Here is a 25380-nt window from a genome sequence, read left to right as displayed (position 1 = left end):
AAAATAATCACTTGAAAGTGGTGGTAATATGGAAGAGGTATTCCAAAACGAAACGATAAAGCAGATTTTGGCAAAATATAGAAGAATATGGGCAATTGGACATGCTCAGAGCGTTCTTGGCTGGGATTTAGAAGTCAACATGCCCAAAGAGGGAATTCTAGAAAGGTCCGTAGCCCAGGGCGAACTCTCTGTTCTTTCTCATGAATTGCTGTTACACCCAGAATTCGTAAATCTCGTAGAGAAAGCCAAAGGACTAGAGAACCTCAATGAATATGAGAGGGGAATAGTTAGGGTTCTAGATAGGAGTATAAGGATAGCGAGAGCATTCCCTCCAGAATTCATTAGAGAAGTTAGCGAAACAACTTCTCTCGCCACTAAAGCTTGGGAGGAAGCTAAAGCAAAGGATGATTTTTCAAAATTTGAACCATGGCTGGACAAGATAATTTCCCTGGCAAAAAGAGCAGCCGAATACCTAGGATATGAAGAAGAGCCCTATGACGCTCTCCTAGACCTATATGAGGAAGGACTTAGAACAAGAGATGTAGAAAAGATGTTTGAAGTCCTGGAAAAGAAACTGAAACCACTCCTCGATAAAATACTTGAAGAAGGAAAAGTTCCCAGGGAGCACCCATTAGAAAAAGAAAAATATGAAAGGGAATGGATGGAAAGAGTTAACCTTTGGATATTGCAAAAATTCGGCTTTCCCCTGGGAACAAGAGCAAGACTCGACGTTTCAGCCCATCCCTTTACAACTGAGTTTGGAATAAGGGACGTTAGGATAACTACACGTTATGAGGGATATGACTTCAGAAGAACTATCTTAAGCACGGTTCACGAATTTGGGCATGCACTTTACGAACTACAGCAGGATGAGAGATTTATGTTTACCCCCATTGCAGGAGGAGTAAGCCTAGGAATTCACGAGAGCCAAAGCAGATTCTGGGAAAACATAATTGGACGTTCTAAAGAATTCGTTGAGCTCATATACCCAGTTTTAAAAGAGAACTTACCCTTCATGTCGAACTACACACCTGAAGATGTCTACCTATACTTCAACATAGTCAGGCCCGATTTCATAAGAACTGAGGCCGACGTAGTGACATACAACTTCCACATATTGCTCCGCTTTAAGCTAGAGAGACTAATGGTGAGTGAAGAGATAAAGGCAAAGGATCTTCCAGAGATGTGGAATGATGAAATGGAGAGACTTCTTGGGATAAGACCCAGGAAGTACTCAGAAGGTATCTTACAAGACATTCACTGGGCACATGGAAGCATAGGATACTTCCCCACGTACACGATAGGGACACTCTTATCAGCTCAACTATACTACCACATAAAGAAGGACATACCAGACTTTGAAGAAAAGGTTGCCAAGGCTGAGTTTGACCCAATAAAGGCATGGCTCAGAGAAAAGATACACCGTTGGGGAAGCATTTATCCTCCAAAGGAACTCTTAAAGAAAGCAATTGGAGAGGATATGGATGCTGAATACTTTGTGAGGTGGGTGAAGGAGAAGTATCTCTAATACTCCAAAGGTTCAATCTCTATCGCCACTACCCCATATTTCTTCTCTTTTTCCTCATCATAAAATCTTCTATAAACCTGAATTCCCTCTTCGATACTTTTCACTCCTGGGAGAACATTCTCTAATCCTTCTTTCTCCAGCATTTCCCTAAATGAATTGTATACTCTAATAGCTTTGACCCTAACCTTTAACTTTCCACCTTCAAAGGATATTACATCGCCAGGCTTTATTTGTCTCCTTTTTTCATCATAAAGCCTACCCTCAATCTTCTTTTTTCTAAGCTTTATTAGCTCTAAGAACTCTTCCTGTAACCCCATCTCCCATTCCATTTCTCATCCCTCATACTAATGTTCTCAGTATTATTGGTGCAATTCTAATCAGCTTGCTTAAAACTTTTGGGCTTTTGAGCAAAGCCTTTACAGTTTTTGCATGATCATCAAAATCAGCTCTCTCTTCAATAAGCCTTATCACATCTTCTGAACTTAGAACGTTGAATATCTCTTCTATGTGGTCTTGTGTTAATGACTTGAATACCTTTCTAATCCTAAGACCAAAGGATATCTGCTCTTTAACCCAAGAGCACATTTTCTCATAACTCGACAATTTATTGTTGAGGATAGCCTTAGCTAAAGCCCTTGCACAGAGAGCCCCAAAAACTATTCCTCCTGCAGTAGTGGGTTTAATTTGTAGTGCAGCATCTCCAACTAAAGCTACATTTCCCTTAACCCAAGGTTTTCTCATTCCCAATATTACTGCTCCAGTTTTAAATTCCAAAATCTGCCCTCCTTTAAGCTTCCTCATTTGGAGAAACTTAGCTAAAGAATCAACGGATCCAAAAGTTCCAACTCTAGCCACTTCTTCATTTATGGGAGCAACCCAGAAAAAGAAATCAGGGTTTATGTCCTTATTTACCCACACTTCTACTGAATTCCTCCTGAAATTACCAAGTACCTCTACTTCCCATCCTTTAAGGATTTCTCCCTCTGTTTTTGCCCCTATTTCTTTTGCCACCGTACTGTTCACTCCATCTGCCCCGACATAAATCTTTGCTCCTATTTCCATTCTACCATCAAGATGCTGAAGAACAGCCTTCCCATTCTTAAACTTTAGGAAATTCGTTGCCAAATAATACTCTGCTCCTTTTTTCATGGCCTTTTTTGCTAATTCTCTTTCTAAAATTTTTCTATCCACAAGATAAGCTTGTGGAGTCTTTCTGCTTATGTGAAAATATTTTTTCTTGGAGATAAAGTACGCACCATTAAAGGTATTCAAAACGGCCTTTTCTGGAAAACCAAGAGCTTCGTAATTGTCAGCCCCAATGATTCCAGTGCACGCCTTCCCTCCAAAACTTCCTTTCCTCTCCACTACTGCTACACTGAGCTTTCCAGCTAAAAGAGATGCGAGATAGTTACCCACTGGTCCTCCACCAATTATCAAAACATCATAATCCATAATGCTCTCCCCTAAACTTAATTAAACCTCAACAATAAAAACTTTGTATCTTAGAGAAGAAAATTATTTTAGCCTCATCTTCCTATAATAACAGGAGGGACCATAATGAGGAGATGGATTATTTCCCTGATCCTGATAACATTGATTATGCCAATTGTTAGCGCTCAACTACTTGAATTCGAGCCTGAGGGAAAAGTTATTACTCTTGTTGGAGCCAAAACTACAGGAGATTTCGAACTCAAAAACCCTTTCACAATTACATTTACTTCTGTGACAATTAAAGATGTAAAGATATTGGACAAAAACAAAAATGAAGTTAGCGGATTCAGCATTTCCCTCTCACCAAAGATGTTTTACGAATGGAAGCCTGAAGAAAAAAGAGTTATAACATATACGATTGTTACCGACAAGAATGTTGCTCCAGGAGAATACACTCTTTACATATTCATGTGGGGCTTTCATGATGATGAAATGTATTTAATAAGGGCATATGTCCCTTTGGAAGTTAAAGATAAGCCCCTAATTTTTTATGAAGCTGTTTCATATGTAAAAGAAAGGCCCAACTCGAATATCGTCTTTAATGGGGAGACCATCATAGTTTATTCACATGTAGCGAACCTTGCGAGTGAAGTGATAAATGCTACAGCTTCAACTTGTTTGAAAGACATGGGAGGGAACATTGTTATTGAAAAGTATGCAAATTTATCACTTTTCCCAGGAGATAATTTAGTGAAATTTGAATTAAAAGTTCCAGAGTCAGTGCCTCCTGGAAATTATGAGCTGACATATAAAATCTCCTATGAAAGGGGAGAATATGTGTTTAGAAAGGATTATATAGTGGAATTCGGGGTTTCCCTTGCAACTATCTCAATAGAGAAAACCAACGTTCTCCAAGGAGAAGAAAACTATGCATATGTCTTTATTTCTTCTGAAAGAGATATACACGTCAACTTAACTGTGCAAGTACATTCAGAAGATGGAAATGCTATATATAAGAATAAAACAACAATTAAAGCACGCCCTGGGTCTAATTTGGTAAAGATTAAGCTGCCTACTGAGTACCTGGGAGAGAATGTAGTCAATGTAAATTTAGAATACGACGGATTAAAGCTGGGAAGCGCTTCCACTTGGTATCTTGTAGTTGGATATCCAACTTTAACTATACTCACTGAAAACAACCAAACTGTACTTCCTCCAACAATCATCATCAACAATCCAAATGCTTTCCAAATTCCTGCAACGCTCACGTACACAATTAGATGGATGAATGGAACAATAGTAAAGGAGATTAAGGAGATATACTTGCCCCCAGGAGAAACAACAGTTAAAATTCCAATAAATGGGTATGGGAAGTTTTCGTATGAGATAACTTTAACTTCATTTGGAAAGAGCACGAAAATTAGTGGGTGGGGAGAAGTATTACCTCCATCTGAAACTAGTGGACGGGAAGAAACAAAGCCTTCTCAGACTTCTACAACCCAATCTACTTTTACCTTCACTACTAAAAACCAAACATATACTACCCCAGCCTTAACAGGAAACAACCAAAAAACAATAATTCTTTTAATCTCTGTAATGCTTCTGGTTCTCGTAGGTGCTGGAATATATTATTATAGTCGGAAAAAGACAAGGAAAAGAAAAAGGGAACGCCCCAAGCCAAAGAGAAAGTCACCGCTTGGAAGGAGGTGATCTTGACTCATGGAAAAAGTAGACCGAATTATTCAAATGGAGATAGGAAGAATTAATTCCCACCTCCCAAAGGCCAGAAAATCCCTATGTGAGCTACTTAAAGAAGACTCCCCATCAATAGAGCTTAGAGACGGCTCTCTTCACTATTTTAGAAGATCAGAACTTGAATTTTTAAAAACCTTGGCAGGAGAGGAAGCTTGCCTAGTTAAATTGCCTATTATACTAGAACTAAGCACCTTAGATAGAGGGTACTTTGTCGTTAGAGGGAGAGGAGAGGTAAGGGTTATTAAAAAGCTTCTAGAGCTGAGTGAGGATATTTATTTAGAAGAAAACACTGTGAGGCTACCGAGGTACTATCTTCCAACAATAAGGCGAAAGCTTCCAACAACTACAGTTTATGCCTTCATAACGGAGTGGTAATTATGAAGGAGGAAGAAAAAACCCTGGTAAGATATTACGCATTAACTATTCCCCATATTACTCTATTTGCGGGTGCAATCCTTGGAATATTGATGTTAATGAAAGCTGATTTTATACTTTCCTTAGGCATATTTTCCACTTTATACGGATTAATGCTCCTCATAGTTGGAATTATAGTGAAAGATCACTTCTGGGAGCTCACATTGTATAAGCTTAGCCTACTTGCATTTTCCCTCTTTATACTTTTTGGATTGATTCTCATATCTATGTCAATATTCTAGATTCAATTCCCTAAATATAATCAAAATTTTGTCAATTCGCTTACCAAATGAACTCTTTTTGTCAATTATCTAATGTTCATGCCTAAAAGCTTATATTGTATAAATGTTCATTGTATGCTGGGAATAAATAGACAAATAATCATGAAGGGGGGAAATAAATGAACATTAGTGTAAGCATGAACAAATTTGACTCAAAGATCAAATTTGTACAGTTAGTATTTGTGGATATAAACGGAATGCCCAAAGGGATGGAAATTCCAGCAAGCAGGTTAGAAGAAGCAGTCACTGATGGGATATCCTTTGACGGCTCCTCAGTCCCAGGTTTTCAAGGCATTGAAGACAGTGACTTAGTGTTTAAGGCAGATCCAGATACTTACGTTGAGGTCCCCTGGGATAATGTAGCTAGGGTGTATGGGTTCATTTACAAAGATAACAAGCCATATGGAGCAGATCCTAGGGGAATCTTGAAGAGAGCTCTTGAAGAACTAGAAAAAGAAGGCTACAAAGCGTACATTGGACCAGAACCTGAATTCTATTTATTCAAGAAAAATGGTACCTGGGAATTAGAAATTCCTGACGTCGGGGGTTATTTTGATATCCTCACTTTGGACAAAGCAAGAGACATTAGAAGGGAAATAGCTGAATACATGCCATCATTTGGTCTAATCCCAGAGGTTCTTCACCACGAAGTAGGTAAGGCCCAACATGAAATAGACTTTAGATACGATGAAGCCCTAAAAACTGCAGACAACATAGTGAGCTTTAAGTACATAACAAAGGCAGTGGCAGAAATGCACGGTCTATATGCTACATTTATGCCAAAGCCCCTCTTCGGATTCCCAGGAAACGGAATGCACCTCCACATAAGCTTGTGGAAAGATGGAGAAAACGTTTTCATGGGAGAAGAGGGGCTAAGTGAAATAGCACTACACTTCATAGGTGGAATACTAAAGCACGCAAAAGCACTAACTGCGGTTACAAACCCAACAGTGAACAGTTACAAGAGGCTCGTCCCAGGTTACGAAGCTCCAGTGTACATCAGCTGGGGTTATAGAAATAGGAGTGCTCTAATCAGGGTTCCAGCATTCTGGGGTAAGGGAGCTAGAATTGAATATCGCTGCCCAGACCCCAGTGCAAACCCATACTTTGCCTTTGCAGCTGTACTAAAAGCTGGTCTTGATGGAATTAAGCACAAAATTGATCCATTTGCATACGTAGAGGAGAATGTCTATGAAATGAGCGAAGAAAAGAGGAAAGAACTTGGAATTGAAACACTCCCAGGAAGCCTGGGTGAAGCTCTGGAAGAACTTGAAAAAGACAAAGTTGTAAAGGAGGCCCTTGGAGATGCATACAAGAACTTCATTAACTACAAGTGGAAAGAGTGGGAATCCTACTTAGAATACCTAGAAGAAAAGCACATGCCAAAAGACACAAAGAAGGTTACAGAATGGGAGCTTGAGAGGTATTTCTTCCTCTAACTCAACATTTTTAAAACCGAGTAGAACGCTATCACAATCAAAGTCCATACAAAGGTTGTACTAATTGCCTCTTCTGCTTTAAGATTGTATTGAGCTAAGATAGCATTTGCCGAAATTGCTGGAGGCATTGAAGCTTCAACTAATATAGCATAGAAAATTTCTCTTTCTGCTCCTCTGAGAGTTATTAAAACGAATAGGAAGGGAATAATTGTTCTAAAAGTTGCCACCTCAAGCAATCTTCTAATAGAAAACTTGCCCAATGAAATTCTTGAGCCAAAGTAAATTAAGAGGAGCGGAATGTTCCACCATCCAATTCTAATTATTGGCTCCAAAAGCCACTCTGGAAGCTTTATGCCCAACATAACTAAAGTCAAGGCCAACAAATTGGCTGAGGTAGGTGGAAACTTTAGAGCTCTTTTTACGCTTTCCTTTATTGAGCTCTGCTTGCCAGAAAAATGAGCAGCTATAAAGGTAACAATTGGGAGAATTATTAATGAATTGGTAGTTGCGTACAAAATAGCTGGAGTTATATCTCGAAGAAATAGACTAGCAATGGGAAATCCCAATGCAGCTGTGTTAGGATATGAAGAGAGAACCATGAGAGCTCCACGCCATTCTCGATCTTTTAGGAACAGTTTTCCATAAACATAGGATGTCAGCAAGCTTAGCCCAATAACCAAAAATACATATATGAAAACGAGCTTTATCCTTATCAAATAATCTAGGCTTTTGCTAGCCACGTTCCCAAAAACAAATATTGCAAAGAGAACTTCATTAACTATTATCCTCAGGATACTAAACGGCCTTTCATCATTGATTAATCTTCTAAGAATATACCCCAAGGATATCAAAGCAAGCATTTCTGGAATGTTCATGGTAGCTTTTCCTAGAATTACCTTTAAAAATCCTATTCCAACAAATATGGGGGATAAACGTATGAAGGTTCTAATAATGGCCGGAGGCTATGCTACTAGGTTATGGCCAATAACAAAAAATAAACCTAAACCCCTTCTTCCAGTTGGCAATAAAACAATAATAGAACACATTTTAGAAAAGCTGGCTAATATAAAATATCCTATTTATGTTTCAACAAATAAATTCTTTGAAAAGAGCTTTAGAGAGAAGCTATCGAAATACGATGTTGAACTAATTGTAGAGAATTCATATAGGGAAGAAGAAAAGTTTGGAACAATTGCCGCAATTAAAAATGCAATTGAAACAATAGGAGATGATGATTACCTCATAATATCTGGGGACAATTTGTTTTCCCTATCAATAGAGGACTTTCTCTCAAGATTTGATGAAGTAAAGAAAACTCTAATAGCCGTTTATGATATCGGAGACTTTGAACTAGCCAAGAGGTATGGTGTAGTTGTTCTGGAAGGGGATAAGATTATAAACTTTGAAGAAAAGCCACCAAATCCAAAAACAACCCTAGTAAGCACTGGAATATATGCATTTCCAAAAGAAGTAATTTCCTTGATAGATGAATACCTAAAAGAAGGTAATAAAGACGCCCCTGGGTACTACATCCAATGGTTACTAGAGAAGGGAATAGAAATCCGCGGCTACAGGTTCTCAGGATATTGGTATGACATTGGAAGCTCAGATAGTTACCTCGAAGCCCTAAAGGATTTTTTAAAAGAGACTCAAATCGAAGAAATTCAAATTAGCCCATATTCAAAGATAATTCCTCCAGTAATAATCAAAAAAGGGGCAAAAATACTTGGTAGGTCAATTATAGGACCTTACGCATATATTGGTGAGGGATGTATAATAGAAAATTCTGATGTAAGCGACTCAATAATTTTCCCTGGTACAATAATTAGAAACTCAACAATATGGAGATCAATAATTGACGAGAAATGTGAGATAAGAAACCTCGAACTAAGGAAAAGCTTAGTTGGAGGACATGCAAAAATTCAACGAGGAGATTAATCACAAAAAAATTAAAAATTATTTGAAGGTAAAATATTTACATGAGTAAAATCACTGTAAAATCTCCTGGTAGGGTTAACTTGATCGGAGAGCACACCGATTACACCTATGGTTATGTAATGCCAATGGCAATCGATCTCTACACAATAATAACAGCCGAAAAATACGATAAAGTCCAGCTATACTCCGAACACTTCAACGAAGAGAAAACATTTACATTAGATAATCTCACAAAGGAAGGATCATGGATAGACTACGTAAAAGGAGTATTGTGGGTTTTAATCCAAGAAGGGTACAAAATTGGAGGACTAAAAGGAAAAATAACAGGGGACCTTCCCCTCGGAGCTGGTCTAAGTTCCTCAGCAAGCTTTGAAGTTGGAATTTTAGAAGTGCTAAATCAACTATATAATTTAAATATCGATCCACTCAAAAAGGCATTACTTGCGAAAAAAGCTGAAAATGAATTTGTGGGAGTTCCATGCGGAATCTTAGATCAATTTGCAGTTGTTTTTGGAAAAAAGGACAATGTTATATTTCTAGATACACAAACACTGCAATATGAATATATTCCTTTTCCCAAAGACGTTTCAGTGTTGGTATTTTATACTGGAGTAAAGAGAGAGTTAGCATCTTCAGAATACGCAGAAAGAAAACGCATAGCAGAAGAAAGTCTGAGAATTCTTGGGAAAGAGTCCTCAAAAGAGGTGACAGAAAAGGACTTGGGCAAACTTCCTCCCCTACACAGGAAGTTCTTCAGCTATATAGTTAGAGAAAACGCTAGAGTTCTTGAAGTTAGAGATGCACTTAAAGAGGGGGACATAGAAAAGGTAGGAAAAATTCTCACAACAGCACATTGGGATCTAGCGGAGAATTATAGAGTCAGCTGCGAAGAGTTAGACTTTTTTGTTAAAAAAGCGATGGAATTAGGCGCTTATGGGGCCAGGCTAACAGGCGCTGGATTTGGTGGCTCGGCAATAGCACTAGTTGATAAAGATAAGGCAAAAACAATAGGAGATGCAATATTGAGGGAATATCTCGCGAAATTTTCATGGAAAGCTAAATATTTCGTCGTAAAACCCTCCGATGGTGTGGGAGTATGAGAGCACTAGTCTTTCATGGGAATTTACAATATGCAGAAATACCAAAGAGCGAAATTCCAAAGGTTATAGAAAAAGCATACTTCCCCACTATTTCAGAACTCATAAGAAGAGAGATACCCTTTGGCCTTAACATAACGGGATACTCATTAAGCTTTCTCCCAAAAGATTTGATTGCCCTCATAAAGGAGGGAATAGAGAGTGGCCTCATAGAGATTCTTGGAACAAGTTATACTCACGCAATTCTCCCACTTCTCCCACTCTCTAGAGTTGAGGCACAAATAAAAAGAGATAGAGAAGTGAAAGAGAACATATTGGAAGTCTCCCCAGAAGGATTCTGGCTTCCCGAATTGGCATATGACCCAATAATTCCAGCAATTTTGAGGGACAACAACTATGAATATCTCTTCGCTGACGGCGAGGCTATGCTATTCTCTAACCATCTAAACTCTGCAATAAAACCAATTAAACCCTTATACCCTCATCTAATAAAAGCCCAAAGAGGAGAGGGGTTAGTGTACTTAAATTACCTTTTAGGCCTTAGAGAGCTCAAAAAGGCCATAAATCTTGTCTTTGAAGGAAAAGTCACACTAGAAGCAGTCAAAGAAATCGAAGCTATCCCGGTATGGGTTTCCATCAATACTGCAGTAATGCTGGGAGCGGGAAGATTTCCACTTATGAATCCTAAAAAAGTCGCAAAATGGGTAAAGGAAAAAGATGAAATTTTGCTTTATGGAACAGACATAGAGTTCCTCGGATACAGAGATATAGCAGGGTATAAGATTACAATTTCCAACCTATTGGAGATTATAAATGAGCTTGAAGGAGAATTAGGTCTACCCAGGAAGATAAAGCATAGTGGAAAAGAGTTATACCTAAGAACATCAAGCTGGGCTCCGGACAAAAGCTTGAGGATTTGGACAGAAGATGAAGGAAATGCGAGATTAAACATGCTTACCTTTTATATGGATGGAGAACTTGCCTTTTTAGCTGAGAATAGTGATGCCCGTGGTTGGGAACCTCTTCCCGAAAGAAGGTTAGACGCATTTAAAGCTATATACACCCATTGGAGGAGTGAAAATGGGAAACATTAGAAGAAGGGTTTCCATAGTTCTTCTGATATTGATGGCCGCTTTTTTAATGGCTGACCAAAACTTGCTACCTCCAAACTACCAGCAAATCATGAAAGAGTTCGGCATAGGGGAAACTCAAATGGGACTTGTTTCCTCGATATTTGTGGCCACTAGCGCCTTAATTACCATAATCTGGGGTATGTTAGCTGATATAAAGCAAAGAAAAAAATTATTGGTCATTGGAGTCCTCTTAGGAGAAATTCCTTGCTTCCTTACTGCATACGTTCAGACATACTGGCAACTTCTAGCAATGAGGTTCCTCACGGGCATTGGAATTGGCTCAATAATTCCAATAGGGTATTCACTGATTGCAGACATGTTTGAAGAAGAAAAGAGAGGAAGGGGTTATTCGTACATAGAAACAGCTTTTGGATTTGGAACATTATTTGGAATGATAATTGCTGGGATGATAGCCAGCTGGAGAACCCCATTCATCATTGCAGCAGTTCCAAACTTTATACTTGCTCCCCTATTTTATATAATAGCTGAGGAACCAAAGAGAGGGGCAGGAGAAAAGGAGATTAGAGCTCTTATTGAAAAGGGATACGAGTACACCTACAGATTGAATCTTGAGGCAATAAGAAAATCATTCCAAACAAAAACAAACATTCTAATTTTCCTCCAAGGAATTATAGGAACAGTTCCATGGGGGATATTTCTCTATTGGCTTGTTTCCTTCCTACAGGTTACAAGAGGAATGGATAAACCAACAGCAACATTCGTACTTCTAATAATCGGAATAGCCAGTGTTTTCGGTAGCCTGCTTGGTGGATTCGTAGGAGATTACTTTGAGGCTAAGAGAAGAGGAGGAAGAGCCACTATAACAGGAATTGCCATTTTCCTGGGAATGTTAGCCTCAATAGGCCTAATACTTTACCCACTTCCAAGCAAACTTACTACAATTCATTGGATCGGCCTAGCGATTTACTCAATTCTATTCATCCAATTTGTCTCTTACGCAGGACCAAACGTGAGAGCCATTGTCTCCCAGGTCAATCTACCAGAAGACAGGGGGACAGTTTTCGGACTCTTTAACATACTTGATAATGTTGGAAAGGCAATCGGACCACTATTTGGAGGATTCCTTATAGAAACTCTCAAGAGTATGGGATACATGGAACCATTAGCATACCAATACACCCTCTTAATTGGAGCATTGTTCTGGATACCCTGTGCACTAGTCTGGATTTGGATAAGAAAGAGCTACCCAGAAGACAGGGATAAAGTTAAAGAAATATTAAAGAAGAGAGCAGAAGAAATTTTAAAGTCAAAGACTTGACAATCCATATTTTTCTATTAGTTCATCTTTTATTTCCTTACTTTTTGCAATCCCCCCATATATGTAGGCACTCTTCCTGGGCCTTCTTTCAAAGGTCTCATAATCTACCTCCACCAAACCAAACCTAGGTTCAAAGCCCTCTCTCCATTCATAGTTGTCCATAAATGACCAGTAGAAGTAGCCTCTTACATCCAAGCCATCTTCAATGGCCTTATAAACGTATTGGAGATGTTGGATTATGAACTCTATTCTCCACTCATCATCTAGCGTTGCTATTCCGTTCTCGGTAATGTATAGTGGTTTTCCATACTTAGAGGCCTTTTTTAGAGCTATGTATATTCCCCTGGGATAAACACTCCATCCCATCTGGGTCTTTCTCTCACTAACATCCGCCAATTTCGCGTCAAAGAAAAACTTTAGCGGATTCCAGCTATGCCTCACTTCACTTGCCGTATAGTAATTTACGCCAATAAAGTCTGCATCGCTTTGTGGAACCCTATAAGCCTTGAATGCTCCCCTGTACACCCCACTCCAAATTGCATCCAAGAAGTACCAATTGAACAAATTATCAGCTCTCTCAGCGGCTTTTTTGTCCCTCTCTTTGTCAGTAGCTGGGAGCATTATTGGAACGTTTTTCACTATTCCTACTTGAAACTTCCCATGAAGAAGTTCATATGCAATTGCATGAGCTTTGAGCAAGTTTGAAGCGACTTTAAAGGCTTTAAAGGGACTTTTGATGAAGGGAGGCCAATAGGCAGTTAAGTAACCCATCATCACGTATACCATTGGCTCGTTGAATGTTGCTATCAATTTTACTTTTTCTAAGAGCTCTGCAACCTTTTCCACATACTTTTCCCAATACTTTAAGTTTTCCTCTCTAAGAAATCCTCCCTTTCTCATAAACCAGAGCGGGCTAGTAAAGTGGTGGAGTGTTACTAAAGGAGTTATGTTGTTCGCTAAAAAAGTCTATAATTTCCCGATACTTTTCGAAAGCATTTTCATTAAATTTGTTCTCTTCTGGGAACAATCTGCTCCACTCTATGGAGAATCTATAGGCATTGTATCCAAGGTTTGCCATTAGCTGGATATCCTCTTTATAGAATTCCCAATGGTTACACGCCTTCCCAGACTTATAGGGGAGTTTGCCAATCTGCTCATAATACCACCAGTCGTTCCACTTGTTCTCCCCCTCTATTTGATGAGCCGCTGTTGCAGTACCAAACAGGAACTCTTCAGGAAACTTAAGGGGCATTTGAAACCACCAAATACATTTTAAAAAGATAAGATATTTTAAAGTTTGGTGGAAAGATGAGGGAGCTGAGATATAACCCCCTCACAGGTCAGTGGATCATGGTGTCTGCAGTTAGGAAAAAAAGACCATGGAGACCCACAAATTTCTGTCCATTTTGCCCAGGAAGCGAAGAGACAGGTTATGGATGGAAAGTTCTTTTGCTTCCAAATAGATTCCCAATGTTATCTTTTGATGCCCCAAAACCTGAGAGTGAGGAATTTTACAAGAAAGCTAGGGCAATTGGCCAGTGTAGTGTTATCGTCGAGACACCAGATCATGATCTTAAAGATCTAGACGAGCTTCCCAGGGAGCAAATGGTTAAGGTTGTTGAACTGTGGGTAGAGGCTACGAAAACACTAAAGGAAAATCCCCACGTTGCTTATCTCGCGATATTTAGAAATAAAGGGGAGGAAATTGGAGTAAGCTTAACTCATCCCCACGGCCAGCTTTATGCCCTTCCGTATATTCCTCTCAAAGCTAGACTCAAAATAGAAAACTCTAGAAAGTACTACAAGAGCAAAAATGAATGTTTGTTCTGTAGGATACTTAAAGAAGAAAAAGAAAGTGAAGAGAGAATTATCTACGAAAATGACAACTTTATAGTTTTCATGCCCTTCTTTGCAAGTTGGCCTTTCGAAATGCACATTTATCCAAAAAGACACGTTCAGTATTTAACAGACCTCAACAAGGAAGAAATAGAAAGCTTGGCGGATGCAATTCAAGCTACCACTGGAACCTTAAACACCATTTTAGAAAGGCAAATGCCCTACACAATGATGATATTCCAGGCTCCATTTAAAGGAAACTACAAGTTTTATCACCTACACATAGAGTTCTACCCTATTTTAAGAGACAATGGAAAGATCAAATACGCAGCAGGAATTGAAATGGGTACATGGGAATTTACATACGATGCAATCCCAGAAGAAAACGCCAGAAAGCTTAAAGAGGCATGCAAAAAAGTTTCACAAAGACTTAACCTTAAAGGGAAATGTATTTAAGCTCTCCTACGTCTCTTTTTCTTACCCACTATTCATCAAGTGGATTTTAGTAACCCCTGAATATTACGACAAAGTTATCATATTATTCTTGTCACATTGCTTACTCTGATGAGGATAAGGTATAATAACCAATGACCCAACATTTTTGGTGCTGATACTCTTCCAATATATGAAGGTTTTTAAAGATAAAATGTCGAGGTGTTATTATGGCAGTTGAAAAAGTGATGAAAAGAGATGGCAGGATAGTACCATTCGATGAGTCACGTATAAGATGGGCTGTACAAAGGGCAATGTGGGAAGTAGGCATCAGGGATGAGAAGAAGCTTGACGAAGTAGTTAAGTCAATTGTGCAGAGGATAAACGAACTATACGACGGCAAAATCCCACACATTGAAAACATTCAAGATATTGTAGAGCTGGAACTTATGAGAGCAGGACTTTTTGAAGTGGCTAAAGCCTACATCCTCTATAGAAAGAAGAAAGCTGAAATAAGAGAAGAAAAGAAAAGGATTTTGAACAAGAAGGAACTAGACGAAATTGACAAGAGATTCTCTATAAATGCCTTAAGAGTGCTTGCGTCGAGATATCTCAAAAAAGATGAGAACGGCAACATTGTAGAAAGTCCAAGAGAGTTGTTTGAGAGAGTAGCAATTTTAGCTGTCATCCCTGATCTCCTCTATGATGAGAGAGTCTTTGATAAGAATGGCAACTATTCTCAAGATTTAAAGCGCGTTGAGTACTATCTAGAACATTTTGAAGAATTTGACAGAAAATATTCAATAGGAAAATACAAGCTCAATAAATATCACTTCGAAAGAATGGTCAACCTATACAAGGAGCTTGCAGAACAGGGGAAGATGAAAGTCAGCATTGACGAGTTCTTAGCTATGTTAGAGAAAGGAGAATTCAATGAATATGAGAAAGAAATTAATGAGTACTTTAGGTTAATGACAAACCAAATTTTCATGCCAAATACTCCGGCATTAATAAATTCCGGAAGGCCCCTGGGAATGCTCTCAGCTTGCTTTGTTGTCCCAATAGAGGATGATATGGAGAGTATTATGAAAGCAGCCCACGATGTTGCCATGATACAGAAGATGGGAGGAGGGTGCATAGACGGAAAGGCCAAGATAATCTTTGAGAACGAAGGTGAGGAGCATCTAACGACGATGGAGGAGATGTACGAGAGATACAAGCATCTAGGTGAATTCTACGATGAGGAATACAATAGATGGGGAATTGATGTTTCAAACGTTCCTATTTATGTAAAGTCATTCGATCCAGAGAGTAAGAGAGTCGTCAAAGGTAAGGTGAATGTGATATGGAAGTACGAGCTTGGGAAGGATGTTACTAAGTACGAAATCATTACCAACAAGGGGACTAAGATACTAACATCTCCCTGGCATCCGTTCTTCGTTCTGACACCTGACTTTAAGATAGTGGAGAAGAGGGCTGATGAGCTCAAGGAAGGAGACATTTTAATCGGCGGAATGCCAGATGGCGAAGATTACGAGTTCATATTTGACTACTGGCTTGCTGGGTTCATAGCAGGTGACGGATGCTTTGATAAATACCACTCACATGTTAAGGGACATGAGTACATCTATGACAGACTCAGGATATATGACTATAGAATTGAAACATTTGAAATAATAAATGACTATCTTGAAAAAACCTTTGGAAGGAAGTACAGCATTCAGAAGGACAGGAATATATACTATATTGACATAAAGGCGAGGAATATAACCTCTCACTACCTAAAACTCTTAGAGGGGATAGATAACGGAATACCACCCCAAATTCTAAAAGAGGGCAAGAATGCTGTTTTATCTTTCATAGCGGGCCTCTTTGATGCAGAGGGTCATGTGAGTAATAAACCAGGTATCGAGCTTGGAATGGTAAATAAAAGGTTAATAGAAGATGTTACTCATTACCTTAATGCCCTTGGAATAAAAGCAAGAATAAGAGAAAAGCTGAGAAAGGATGGCATTGATTATGTGCTTCACGTTGAGGAATACTCATCACTCTTAAGATTTTACGAACTTATAGGAAAGAATCTCCAGAACGAGGAAAAGAGGGAGAAACTTGAGAAAGTTCTTAGCAATCACAAAGGAGGAAACTTTGGTCTTCCACTGAACTTTAATGCCTTCAAGGAATGGGCATCAGAGTATGGAGTAGAGTTTAAGACAAATGGTAGCCAGACGATAGCAATCATTAATGATGAAAGAATTTCACTTGGACAGTGGCACACAAGAAATAGAGTCTCTAAGGCAGTTCTTGTAAAGATGCTAAGGAAACTCTACGAAGCAACAAAGGATGAAGAAGTCAAGAGGATGCTCCACCTGATTGAGGGTCTCGAAGTTGTGAGGCATATAACAACCACGAACGAGCCGAGGACGTTCTACGATCTAACCGTTGAAAACTACCAGAACTATTTGGCGGGAGAAAATGGAATGATTTTCGTCCACAACACCGGACTCAACTTCTCAAAACTCCGTCCAGAAGGAGATATAGTGGGAACAACGACAGGCGCAGCTAGTGGTCCTGTCTCGTTCATGCACCTCATAGATGCCGTTAGCGATGTAATAAAGCAAGGTGGTGTGAGAAGAGGAGCAAACATGGGGATACTTGAGATATGGCATCCAGACATTGAGAAATTCATCCATGCAAAAGAGAAAAACATTGGAACTAATGTCTTGAGTAACTTCAACATCAGCGTTGGAATATGGGAAGACTTCTGGGAGGCTCTAAAGGAAGGAAAGAAATACCCACTCATAAATCCCAGGACCGGTGAAGTTGTAAAGGAGGTTGATCCAAAGACCTTATTTGAAGAGTTAGCTTACATGGCTTGGGCTAAAGCCGACCCAGGAGTTATATTCTTCGACGTTATAAACAGGAGAAATGTCCTAAAGAAGGCCAAAGGCGGGCCGATAAGGGCAACGAATCCATGTGTCGTTGGAGACACTAGAATCCTAACTCCAGAGGGATATCTAAAGGCTGAAGAGATATTCAGTTTGGCGAAAGAGAGGGGCAAGAAAGAGGCAGTGGCCGTGGAGGGAATAGCGGAGGAGGGAGAGCCGTACGCGTATTCAGTCGAGATCCTCCTGCCGGGAGAAGAGAAGGTAGAGTACGAAACCGTTCACGGAAAGGTTTTAGCCGTTGCTGATCCAGTTGCGGTTCCAGCATATGTGTGGAAGGTTGGAAGGAAGAAGGTTGCGAGGGTTAAGACAAAGGAAGGTTACGAGATTACAGCGACTCTCGACCACAAGCTCATGACTCCAGAAGGATGGAAAGAGGTCGGCAAATTAAAAGAAGGGGATAAGATACTTCTCCCAAGGTTCGAGGTTGAAGAAGAATTTGGAAGCGAGAGCATAGGGGAAGATTTGGCCTTCGTTCTCGGATGGTTCATCGGTGACGGCTATCTCAACGTGAACGACAAGAGGGCATGGTTCTACTTTAACGCCGAGAAGGAAGAGGAAATTGCCGTGAGGATAAGGGATATACTCGTGAAGCATTTCGGAATCAAGGCAGAACTTCACCGCTATGGCAACCAGATAAAGCTAGGAGTTCGCGGGGAAGCATACAGGTGGCTTGAGAACATCGTGAAAAACAACGAGAAGAGGATTCCAGAGATAGTTTACAGGCTCAAGCCAAGAGAAATAGCGGCCTTCCTTAGGGGCCTCTTTAGTGCGGATGGATACGTTGACAAGGACATGGCAATAAGGCTAACTTCAAAGAGCAGAGAGCTCCTCAGAGAAGTTCAAGATCTGCTCTTGCTATTCGGAATACTGTCAAAGATTTACGAGAAGCCTTATGAGAGCGAGTTCCATTATACAACTAAGAATGGGGAGGAAAGGATCTACAGGAGCAAGGGTTACTACGAGCTCGTCATAACTAACTACAGTAGAAAGCTCTTCGCGGAAAAGATAGGCCTTGAAGGCTACAAGATGGAGAAGCTCAGCCTCAAGAAGACGAAGGTTGACCAGCCAATTGTCACGGTTGAGAGCGTTGAGGTGCTTGGAGAGGAAATAGTCTATGACTTCACGGTTCCCAATTATCACATGTACATAAGCAACGGCTTCATGAGCCACAACTGTGGAGAAGAGCCTCTATACGAATACGAATCCTGTAACCTCGCATCGATCAATTTGGCCAAGTTCGTCAAGTACGACGAGAACGGAAAGCCGTACTTCGATTGGGATGAATATGCATACGTGATTCAAAAGGTTGCTAAGTACCTTGACAACTCCATAGACGTCAACAAGTTCCCGTTGCCAGAGATAGATTACAACACGAAGCTGACGAGGAGGATCGGAGTTGGAATGATGGGACTTGCCGATGCGCTCTTCAAGCTGGGAATTCCATACAACAGCGAAGAAGGCTTCAAGTTCATGAGGAAAGTCACCGAATACCTAACCTTCTACGCCTACAAGTACAGCGTCGAAGCTGCCAAGAAGAGGGGAACCTTCCCACTCTACGACAAGACCGAATATCCAGAGGGTAAGCTACCCGTGGAGGGCTTCTACCACCCAGAGATATGGAACCTTCCATGGGATAAGCTCGTCGAGGAGATAAAGAAGTATGGGCTCAGGAATGCAATGGTCACGACGTGCCCACCGACCGGTAGCGTTTCGATGATAGCCGACACCTCAAGCGGAATTGAACCGGTCTATGCACTCGTCTACAAGAAGAGTGTTACCGTTGGTGAATTCTACTACGTCGACCCAGTGTTCGAGGAAGAACTTAAGAAGAGAGGCCTATACAGCGAGGAGTTGCTTAAGAAGATAAGCGACAACTACGGCTCAGTCCAGGGGCTAGAGGAGATTCCAGAGGACATGCAAAGAGTCTTCGTGACGGCCCTGGACATACACTGGCTCGACCACATAATAGCCCAGGCAAGCATTCAGATGTGGCTGACTGATTCAGCGAGCAAGACAATAAATATGATAAACGAAGCGACGGTTGAGGATGTTAAGGCAGCGTATCTCATAGCGAGATTCCTGGGATGCAAGGGAGTAACTGTCTACAGGGATGGTTCTCTGAGCGTTCAAGTGTACAGCGTAGAGGGAGAAAAGAAGAAGAGAAGATTCAAGCCAAAGCCAAGTGAGTACGCCAAGAAGATATTGCTTGAGATAGTCGAGAAAGAGCCTTGGATAAAGAACTTCATAAACGTTGATGAGATACTCAACGGAAAGAAAGAACAACTATTGTTCTCTCTGAGACCAGCTAATGAGAGTAAACTAAAAGTTCCAGGCAGAGAAGAGGAAGTGAGACCTGGGAATATTCCGGAAGAAAAGATAAGAGAGCTCCTTGGAGTGGTCTACTGTCCAGTGTGTTACGAGAAGGAAGGAAAGCTCGTTGAGCTGAAGATGGAAAGTGGATGCGCGACCTGTCCAGTCTGTGGATGGAGCAAGTGCGTTATCAGCTGATTTTTCTTCTCTATTTCTCTTGATCCTCATTCTATGGGTTCAAGATGATCCTAGAGCTTGAAGTTTGAAGCTGGAAGAGAAATAGGGGACTAGAATTATTGCAAGGTTTTTACTTTCAATGAACTCCAGTTTGTCCCTTGAGAGGAGTATCTTCTTTATCCCAATCCTTGGAAAGTCCTGAAGAAGTAGGTTTGATAGAATTGCTTTAAGTGCTCACCCACAATTCCCTTGATCATCCTATCAATGCCAGGTCCGGTTCCAAAGGTTCTCCTGAAATCAACTTAATAATGTCAAAAATTGCTGTATTGTAGAGCATCTTGTAGATTTCCGAAGCTATTCCTCCTCCTAGCGATTCATAGATCAACTTTAGATAACCTCCAGAGAAGAAATAAAAGTTTAGTGTCCCGCTTAGGACATCTAGATATGAGTAGAGTCCGAGGACATTTTCGTAGAATTCCACAGTTGTCCTTGGAAACCTGTAGGGAAGCTCGAGGTTCTTTAACTTTGGTTTAAAGATTTTAGCCCAGCTAAAATCGAACTCGTAACTTGAAGCACTATTCTTAAGGCAAGAGGGGAATCAAGGAGGAACTAACTGCTCGCTCCCAGTTATCAACGAAGTACCTTATCAAGGAAGACGCATGCCTTCCCTTTACGCTATGGAGAAAGAGATTTAATAACGGAAACTATCTCGCGATAGTCTTTAAGGGGATCTCACGAGAAGTAAAGAATGTTTCTTGGATCGACTCCTGCTTCAATAAGGTTTAAGGTTTACTATGGAGAGCTTCATGTAGGTAATCTTACCGACCTGTCTCGGGTCAATTAAGATTCAAAGAGGTAGCCAATCCCAGGTTCCTAAAAGAGGACTTTTTAACACATTAGTCCTCGTATATTGCACTTGGCTCTATCCACTGGGGATTTTGTATAACTAATTAAGTCCCCATTTTATATCATTATAAGGTCTCAAAATAAAGGTAAACTTAGCTGAATGTTAACGAAACTTTGATCCTTAGATAGAAATTTCAATTGGATTTCCTTAAAAACAGGAATAATTTTTAAAAGAAATCTTAACCTCACTACTTGCAATATAATTGACTTCTGAATGTAAGACTGGTCTTAACAAATCTAGGGAGAAGGAGAAGATTATGGAACAACCTATTTTCAACAAAAAGATAAAAACAATAGATTAATGAAATTACTTATGACCTTGTTATTTAAAGAGAGGAGAATACACAAAGACTTAAGAAAGATATCTTACCTAGCGCATATAACGTGAAATTATAGGAGGATTGATCTTGTGAAGTGGAAAGTTGTTATGGCCATATTGGGAGCACTTTTAGTTATCTCTTCCACATTGAACACAATGGGTATCAGCCTCAACGACCCTTCAATTCAAGTAAACTCACACTGTGGAGGATGCTTCGCTCCAGACAAATCTGCTAGTCAATATTTTGCAAAATCTTAAGGAGGTTATAGATGTGAATTGTAAGATTTTCTACTCATTTTTACTCTTGATGTTTTTAAGCAGTGTACTAGCCCAAGACTTGCTGTTCAAGGATGCCATCATATCAGATGGAATATACACCCTAGATGAGAACAACGCTCTCATAAGGTTGGATGAGAATATTAAGCCAGTTTGGAAAGTTCAAATTAAGGAAATAAGCTTTGAACGCCTTAGCTCCTCCGATAACGGTGTCCTTCTCCTCGGTGAAATTCTGGCTAAAGTTGACAATAATGGAAAAGTTGTTTGGGTAAAAAACATAAGCGTTGATGATGCCATTGGTTTGCCCAATGGCCATGTTGCGTTTCTAAAGGATAACCTCGTTGGACTGATTAATTCAGACGGAAACCTGCTCTGGGCCAGGAGATTCATTGCAAATGGAACCAAATTGAAGCTACTTGGCCCTCTTAATGGAACAATTCTCGTAGTTGGAACTATCAGACTCAATGATGATCCAAAGTCCCACCTTCTTCTTGGTGCTCTCTCCTTGAATGGAACTCTTCTCTGGGCCAAAATAGTCAATACAGGTTATTATGATCGCCCCGATGTTGTCAACGGTGAAGAAATAGTTGCAGGCGTCTATGGAGGAGGGAGTGATGCCCCCTGGTTAGCCGATTACTTCGCATTAAAGGTATCCCAAGAGGGAAAGATAAAATGGTTCAACTCCTATCACTGTCCAGGAGAAAGTGATTGGGACGCCTTTTGGATTATGAAGATACAAAGATCCTTCTGCAACGAGGAAATCTGCACCTTTAGTACAACAACAGGAACTTTCATCATAAACCCCGAAGGAAATCCACTTACATATCTTAACGTTTCTGGAAAGGCCATGGGGATAATAAAAGGTTCCTTAATTATTCTATCAAATAGAACGATAATAACTATTCCACTTAAACAGAACGAAGAAACAACGAAGTGCTACGCCATCAAGATCAACTTTAAAGAGGAACCCCTAGAAATGAAATTATTTCCTGTGAAGCTTGAAGTCCCCACTGTTGATCTAAGCATAGAGAAAGAACCGAAGAAAACTCACTACACTATTATCTTTACGACCATCATTCTTGTCATGATCACCATAATATTAAGGAAGATGCGATCCCGCCCTAAAAGGTGAAGCTTTCAAAAGGAAAATGTAAGACTAACCCTTCAGTCCTCATTAAGCTGACCTACTTCTTGGGAAGTTGACATCCCAAATCCAACTATAATGAGTGAAAGGAGGTAGTAGTGGCGTTGTTTTGAAAACATTGGCTTCATTTGACGAGAACTTTTTTACTAGTAAAGGAGCATCAATTCCCTTAGCTATCAATAGAAGTGAGAACACTACTATAGAGGTCTAAGCTATCAAAGGTTCTCAGCAATACTATCACCGCTCCAAGAATTTCATGTTCATCACTTTCCAATATTTTATCTAGGAAACACAAAATAGTGTCCAGAATACTCAAATATGGCTGAAAATGTGACAGGCGTTAGTTAGCACCTGTAGTGATCCTTGACCTATCAAAATCCATTAAATCCCAAACTAGAAACTCCTTTCACTCTTAGCTCTTGTTATCGGATCTCCCTGCTAATCAAGTATAATCCCCAATCAAGAACTTCCACAATGAAACAATCTCTATCATAGTTCCTCCCTTTCTATCCTCCTTTTTGAATTCCATGTAATCAATAGGGCATTTTTAAAGTCGAATTCCCTTGATACCTTCCTCAGCGCATTCACCTCACACCTGAGTGTTCCCTCATCACTAACATCGTAGCTAACCTTTATGAGTAGGACAAAATCAATCCCCCAGTTCTTCCCAAGGGCGTAGTTAACCCCTTTTCCACGTCTGAGAAGCTCGATAAAAACCGTGTTCTCCATCAGCCTTTCCATGTTCTTACTGAACTTTACGCTCAGAAACGTCAGAAACGATGTATCAACGAAGTATATCTTTCTAGGGTGCTGCATTCCGTGCTTTACCTTGGAGTAATAAACCTCAAGGGGAATGCAAAGTAGCACTCCTTAAGGTACCCCAAATAGTTTGCGAGGGTCGATTTGGATATTGAAAAGGCCCTTTTCACCTCAGAGTTCATAATAGCGCTCCGCGAAGGTTTTGGAGTAGTAGTCAAGGCTAAAAGTCTTTCGAGTATGGTTGGGAGTTTTGAGGTTTAAAAGGTTCTTGGATGTGATGAGTGGCTTTTTAATTATGCTTTTGGACAGACAGATGCATGTTTATTAAACTAAATACCGAAAAAATTAAAATAACCAAATTGTAGTAAGCTAATCTTGTGATGCCATAATGAAAAAATTAATTGCCTATATGTTGGTAATTTCATTACTTGCGGCAGGATTTTACATGGAGAATATTGGATACACGAGATTCCACGTTGCAGCATCTAGTAGTGTCTCATGGACCGAAGTGCTAGAAGCCGCTTATAAAGTCTATAATTTTGCAATGAATTTACTCTGGCAAGAAGATCCAGAAACTGAGTATTACAATGGTTATGTGGTAGCAAAAACAGGAACAATTCAGTTTGGAAAGCCCCCTTAGAATCTTAATGGTGAAGAGAATATATATAGAGTGAGAAAAAATATGCCAGGATGGGCAGGATATTACTTAGAGTTTCATGGAAACGCGTATAGTGCCCCATTTTCTGCAGATATCTACATAAATGTTGCATATCCCTATGATGGAAAACTTGTAGAGCTTGGAGGGAGTATTTTAGGCCACAATCAGTATTTTTATGTAAAATCCCCATACACATTTCCAGACAATGTTCATAATGTTGACGGGTATGTGGTTGAATGGTTTGATGAAGATTGGCAGAAATGGGTTTTATGGCACGTATCATACAAGCCTGCTCTACAAGTCATAGGTTGCCCCTATGTGTCCACATGGAATGGCATTGAGTATGTCCCAGAAAATACTGTTCTAGTGGAATCTGAGATATTAAAACCCAGAAAACATATGGATTTGACTGATTATTACTTGATTAACAATTCGCATACAATTAGGGAAAACATTTACTCGATTCAACTTCAGGAATTTGAACAGGATACAAGTTACATAGACTCCATTGAATTACTAGTTGTGGATTATCCCCAAGGTTTAGAATTAAGTCTGGATCCACAAGGAAATATTGTTCTGTATATCCCAATACACACAAGACTAAACACAAGATTTACAACGGAAATTGCAAGTAGCAATGTTAACAGGCTAAAGACTGATCTTGTTATTGTTTCTCCATATGTGAAGACCTCATATTCTTTTAAAGTAAATAAAGTTTACGAAAACAAGTCTGTTGAGAGCATCCATTTATATCCCCGAATGTTTCCATATAGATATGCGCTTTTCACCGATAAAGATATCTCCAAATTAAAAATGGAGTTAAATGATCATAAGCTATATTCTATAGAATATGGAATTCCCGTAAATGCCTCTTATCATATTGTAAAAGAAAAACCCTTATTAGCTACCTCGGATATAGGGGGAGAAATCACAGAGGAACTCCTAGAGGATGATGGACATTATGCTGTCTTGACACCAGGGGACAATATAACACTAAACTTTAAGGTTCCTCCCGCTTTATCTAGTAGAATGAAGCGGGCACTAATCTTGGTTATTAAGGGATTTTATGTCCAGAAACCTCCCACCCTAACCAAAGACGCAGTACGGGTAATATATGTTCCAGAGATCAATGGTTACTTGTTTGTGCCTTTATTAGAGACGTATGATGAGATTCTCTCCATAATGTGGGACTTTGGAGATGGAACAACGTCTGACTTTTTTGTTCCGTTTCATGTTTATAAGCAGGGAAAATACAAGGGTTCGCTGAAAGTCAAATATCTAAACGGAAAAACTCTAACTATACCGTTTTATTGGGGTGGATGA

At 39.8% G+C, this 25380-nt stretch carries 19 protein-coding genes and 1 pseudogene; 14 read left to right on the top strand and 6 right to left on the bottom strand.

The genetic code is table 11. The features are described 5' to 3' along the window. Positions 1–28: 28 nt before the first annotated feature. Complete coding sequence (locus tag PWP39_RS01645; RefSeq protein WP_011011573.1) at positions 29–1528, top strand: carboxypeptidase M32; 1500 nt, start codon at positions 29–31, stop codon at positions 1526–1528. On the opposite strand, the gene PWP39_RS01640 is transcribed toward PWP39_RS01645, so the two are convergent. Both PWP39_RS01640 and PWP39_RS01635 read right to left on the bottom strand, forming a co-directional pair. Next, the gene (locus tag PWP39_RS01640) at positions 1525–1857 is read right to left on the bottom strand and encodes an ASCH domain-containing protein (RefSeq protein ID WP_011011572.1); all 333 of its coding nucleotides are present in this window, start codon (positions 1855–1857) and stop codon (positions 1525–1527) included. The genes PWP39_RS01645 and PWP39_RS01640 overlap by 4 nt on opposite strands. Positions 1858–1867: 10 nt before the next feature. Next, positions 1868–2980, bottom strand: a complete 1113-nt coding sequence (locus PWP39_RS01635; RefSeq protein WP_011011571.1) for a geranylgeranyl reductase family protein — start codon at positions 2978–2980, stop codon at positions 1868–1870. A 105-nt stretch (positions 2981–3085) separates the two neighbouring features. Between PWP39_RS01635 and PWP39_RS01630 the strand changes: the two genes are divergently transcribed. The 4 genes from PWP39_RS01630 (at position 3086) to glnA (ending at position 6848) form a co-directional block, all read left to right on the top strand. Further along, the gene (locus PWP39_RS01630) at positions 3086–4669 is read left to right on the top strand and encodes a hypothetical protein (protein WP_011011570.1); all 1584 of its coding nucleotides are present in this window, start codon (positions 3086–3088) and stop codon (positions 4667–4669) included. A gap of 9 nt (positions 4670–4678) precedes the next feature. Next, entirely contained in the window at positions 4679–5089 is a 411-nt protein-coding gene (locus PWP39_RS01625; protein WP_011011569.1) for a DUF61 family protein, read from the top strand. A 2-nt stretch (positions 5090–5091) separates the two neighbouring features. Next, the gene (locus tag PWP39_RS01620) at positions 5092–5370 is read left to right on the top strand and encodes a hypothetical protein (protein ID WP_011011568.1); all 279 of its coding nucleotides are present in this window, start codon (positions 5092–5094) and stop codon (positions 5368–5370) included. A 158-nt stretch (positions 5371–5528) separates the two neighbouring features. Continuing rightward, positions 5529–6848: a type I glutamate--ammonia ligase gene (glnA, locus tag PWP39_RS01615; RefSeq protein WP_288072137.1), complete on the top strand. Its 1320-nt coding sequence runs from the start codon at positions 5529–5531 to the stop codon at positions 6846–6848. On the opposite strand, the gene PWP39_RS01610 is transcribed toward glnA, so the two are convergent. Further along, entirely contained in the window at positions 6845–7723 is an 879-nt protein-coding gene (locus PWP39_RS01610) for an AEC family transporter (RefSeq protein WP_011011566.1), read from the bottom strand. The genes glnA and PWP39_RS01610 overlap by 4 nt on opposite strands. A 61-nt stretch (positions 7724–7784) precedes the next feature. On the opposite strand from PWP39_RS01610, the gene PWP39_RS01605 reads away from it, so the two are divergent. The 4 genes from PWP39_RS01605 to PWP39_RS01590 are packed head-to-tail and all read left to right on the top strand — an operon-like array spanning position 7785 to position 12295. After that, positions 7785–8786: a nucleotidyltransferase family protein gene (locus PWP39_RS01605; RefSeq protein WP_288072134.1), complete on the top strand. Its 1002-nt coding sequence runs from the start codon at positions 7785–7787 to the stop codon at positions 8784–8786. Positions 8787–8827: 41 nt separating this feature from the next. Then, complete coding sequence (locus tag PWP39_RS01600; protein WP_011011563.1) at positions 8828–9886, top strand: galactokinase; 1059 nt, start codon at positions 8828–8830, stop codon at positions 9884–9886. Then, a complete protein-coding gene (locus PWP39_RS01595) occupies positions 9883–10977 on the top strand; it encodes a polysaccharide deacetylase family protein (RefSeq protein WP_288072130.1) in 1095 nt (364 codons plus the stop codon). The genes PWP39_RS01600 and PWP39_RS01595 overlap by 4 nt, the downstream gene beginning before the upstream one ends. Further along, entirely contained in the window at positions 10964–12295 is a 1332-nt protein-coding gene (locus tag PWP39_RS01590; protein ID WP_288072128.1) for an MFS transporter, read from the top strand. Before PWP39_RS01595 ends, PWP39_RS01590 begins: the two co-directional genes overlap by 14 nt. On the opposite strand, the pseudogene PWP39_RS01585 reads toward PWP39_RS01590, so the two are convergent. Continuing rightward, positions 12284–13547: pseudogene (locus PWP39_RS01585) on the bottom strand (glycoside hydrolase family 1 protein). The gene PWP39_RS01590 and the pseudogene PWP39_RS01585 overlap by 12 nt on opposite strands. 56 nt (positions 13548–13603) lie before the next feature. Between PWP39_RS01585 and galT the strand changes: the two are divergent. Beyond that, a complete protein-coding gene (gene galT / locus PWP39_RS01580) occupies positions 13604–14587 on the top strand; it encodes a galactose-1-phosphate uridylyltransferase (protein WP_011011559.1) in 984 nt (327 codons plus the stop codon). Between the two features lie 206 nt (positions 14588–14793). Further along, the gene (locus PWP39_RS01575) at positions 14794–20016 is read left to right on the top strand and encodes a vitamin B12-dependent ribonucleotide reductase (protein WP_288072125.1); all 5223 of its coding nucleotides are present in this window, start codon (positions 14794–14796) and stop codon (positions 20014–20016) included. Between the two features lie 232 nt (positions 20017–20248). Here PWP39_RS01575 and PWP39_RS01570 read toward each other — a convergent pair whose 3' ends face one another. Continuing rightward, a complete protein-coding gene (locus PWP39_RS01570) occupies positions 20249–20476 on the bottom strand; it encodes a hypothetical protein (RefSeq protein ID WP_011011557.1) in 228 nt (75 codons plus the stop codon). A 1015-nt stretch (positions 20477–21491) separates the two neighbouring features. Here PWP39_RS01570 and PWP39_RS01565 point away from each other — a divergent pair. Next, the gene (locus PWP39_RS01565; protein WP_014835146.1) at positions 21492–22628 is read left to right on the top strand and encodes a PQQ-binding-like beta-propeller repeat protein; all 1137 of its coding nucleotides are present in this window, start codon (positions 21492–21494) and stop codon (positions 22626–22628) included. A gap of 501 nt (positions 22629–23129) precedes the next feature. Here PWP39_RS01565 and PWP39_RS01560 read toward each other — a convergent pair. Next, positions 23130–23507 carry an ATP-binding protein gene (locus PWP39_RS01560; protein WP_014835145.1) on the bottom strand — a complete coding sequence of 126 codons (378 nt, stop codon included), beginning with the start codon at positions 23505–23507 and terminating at the stop codon, positions 23130–23132. Between the two features lie 301 nt (positions 23508–23808). On the opposite strand from PWP39_RS01560, the gene PWP39_RS01555 reads away from it, so the two are divergent. Next, positions 23809–24039, top strand: coding sequence for a hypothetical protein (locus tag PWP39_RS01555; protein WP_223208996.1), 231 nt, complete (start codon positions 23809–23811; stop codon positions 24037–24039). Positions 24040–24081: 42 nt separating this feature from the next. Continuing rightward, entirely contained in the window at positions 24082–25380 is a 1299-nt protein-coding gene (locus tag PWP39_RS01550; protein WP_011011553.1) for a PKD domain-containing protein, read from the top strand.

Source organism: Pyrococcus sp. (genome assembly GCF_030153625.1).
GTDB lineage: Archaea > Methanobacteriota_B > Thermococci > Thermococcales > Thermococcaceae > Pyrococcus > Pyrococcus furiosus.
This window is presented reverse-complemented; position numbering and strand designations above follow the sequence as displayed.

Bases quoted from the DNA above. Each gene is read 5' to 3' on its own strand.
- PWP39_RS01575 (WP_288072125.1), top strand. From the start codon at position 14,794: ATGGCAGTTGAAAAAGTGATGAAAAGAGATGGCAGGATAGTACCATTC.
- PWP39_RS01600 (WP_011011563.1), top strand. From the start codon at position 8,828: ATGAGTAAAATCACTGTAAAATCTCCTGGTAGGGTTAACTTGATCGGA.
- glnA (WP_288072137.1), top strand. From the start codon at position 5,529: ATGAACATTAGTGTAAGCATGAACAAATTTGACTCAAAGATCAAATTT.
- PWP39_RS01635 (WP_011011571.1), bottom strand. From the start codon at position 2,980: ATGGATTATGATGTTTTGATAATTGGTGGAGGACCAGTGGGTAACTAT.
- PWP39_RS01610 (WP_011011566.1), bottom strand. From the start codon at position 7,723: ATGAACATTCCAGAAATGCTTGCTTTGATATCCTTGGGGTATATTCTT.
- PWP39_RS01605 (WP_288072134.1), top strand. From the start codon at position 7,785: ATGAAGGTTCTAATAATGGCCGGAGGCTATGCTACTAGGTTATGGCCA.
- PWP39_RS01595 (WP_288072130.1), top strand. From the start codon at position 9,883: ATGAGAGCACTAGTCTTTCATGGGAATTTACAATATGCAGAAATACCA.
- PWP39_RS01630 (WP_011011570.1), top strand. From the start codon at position 3,086: ATGAGGAGATGGATTATTTCCCTGATCCTGATAACATTGATTATGCCA.
- galT (WP_011011559.1), top strand. From the start codon at position 13,604: ATGAGGGAGCTGAGATATAACCCCCTCACAGGTCAGTGGATCATGGTG.
- PWP39_RS01550 (WP_011011553.1), top strand. From the start codon at position 24,082: ATGCCAGGATGGGCAGGATATTACTTAGAGTTTCATGGAAACGCGTAT.
- PWP39_RS01625 (WP_011011569.1), top strand. From the start codon at position 4,679: ATGGAAAAAGTAGACCGAATTATTCAAATGGAGATAGGAAGAATTAAT.
- PWP39_RS01640 (WP_011011572.1), bottom strand. From the start codon at position 1,857: ATGGAATGGGAGATGGGGTTACAGGAAGAGTTCTTAGAGCTAATAAAG.
- PWP39_RS01620 (WP_011011568.1), top strand. From the start codon at position 5,092: ATGAAGGAGGAAGAAAAAACCCTGGTAAGATATTACGCATTAACTATT.
- PWP39_RS01645 (WP_011011573.1), top strand. From the start codon at position 29: ATGGAAGAGGTATTCCAAAACGAAACGATAAAGCAGATTTTGGCAAAA.
- PWP39_RS01590 (WP_288072128.1), top strand. From the start codon at position 10,964: ATGGGAAACATTAGAAGAAGGGTTTCCATAGTTCTTCTGATATTGATG.
- PWP39_RS01555 (WP_223208996.1), top strand. From the start codon at position 23,809: ATGTTGGTAATTTCATTACTTGCGGCAGGATTTTACATGGAGAATATT.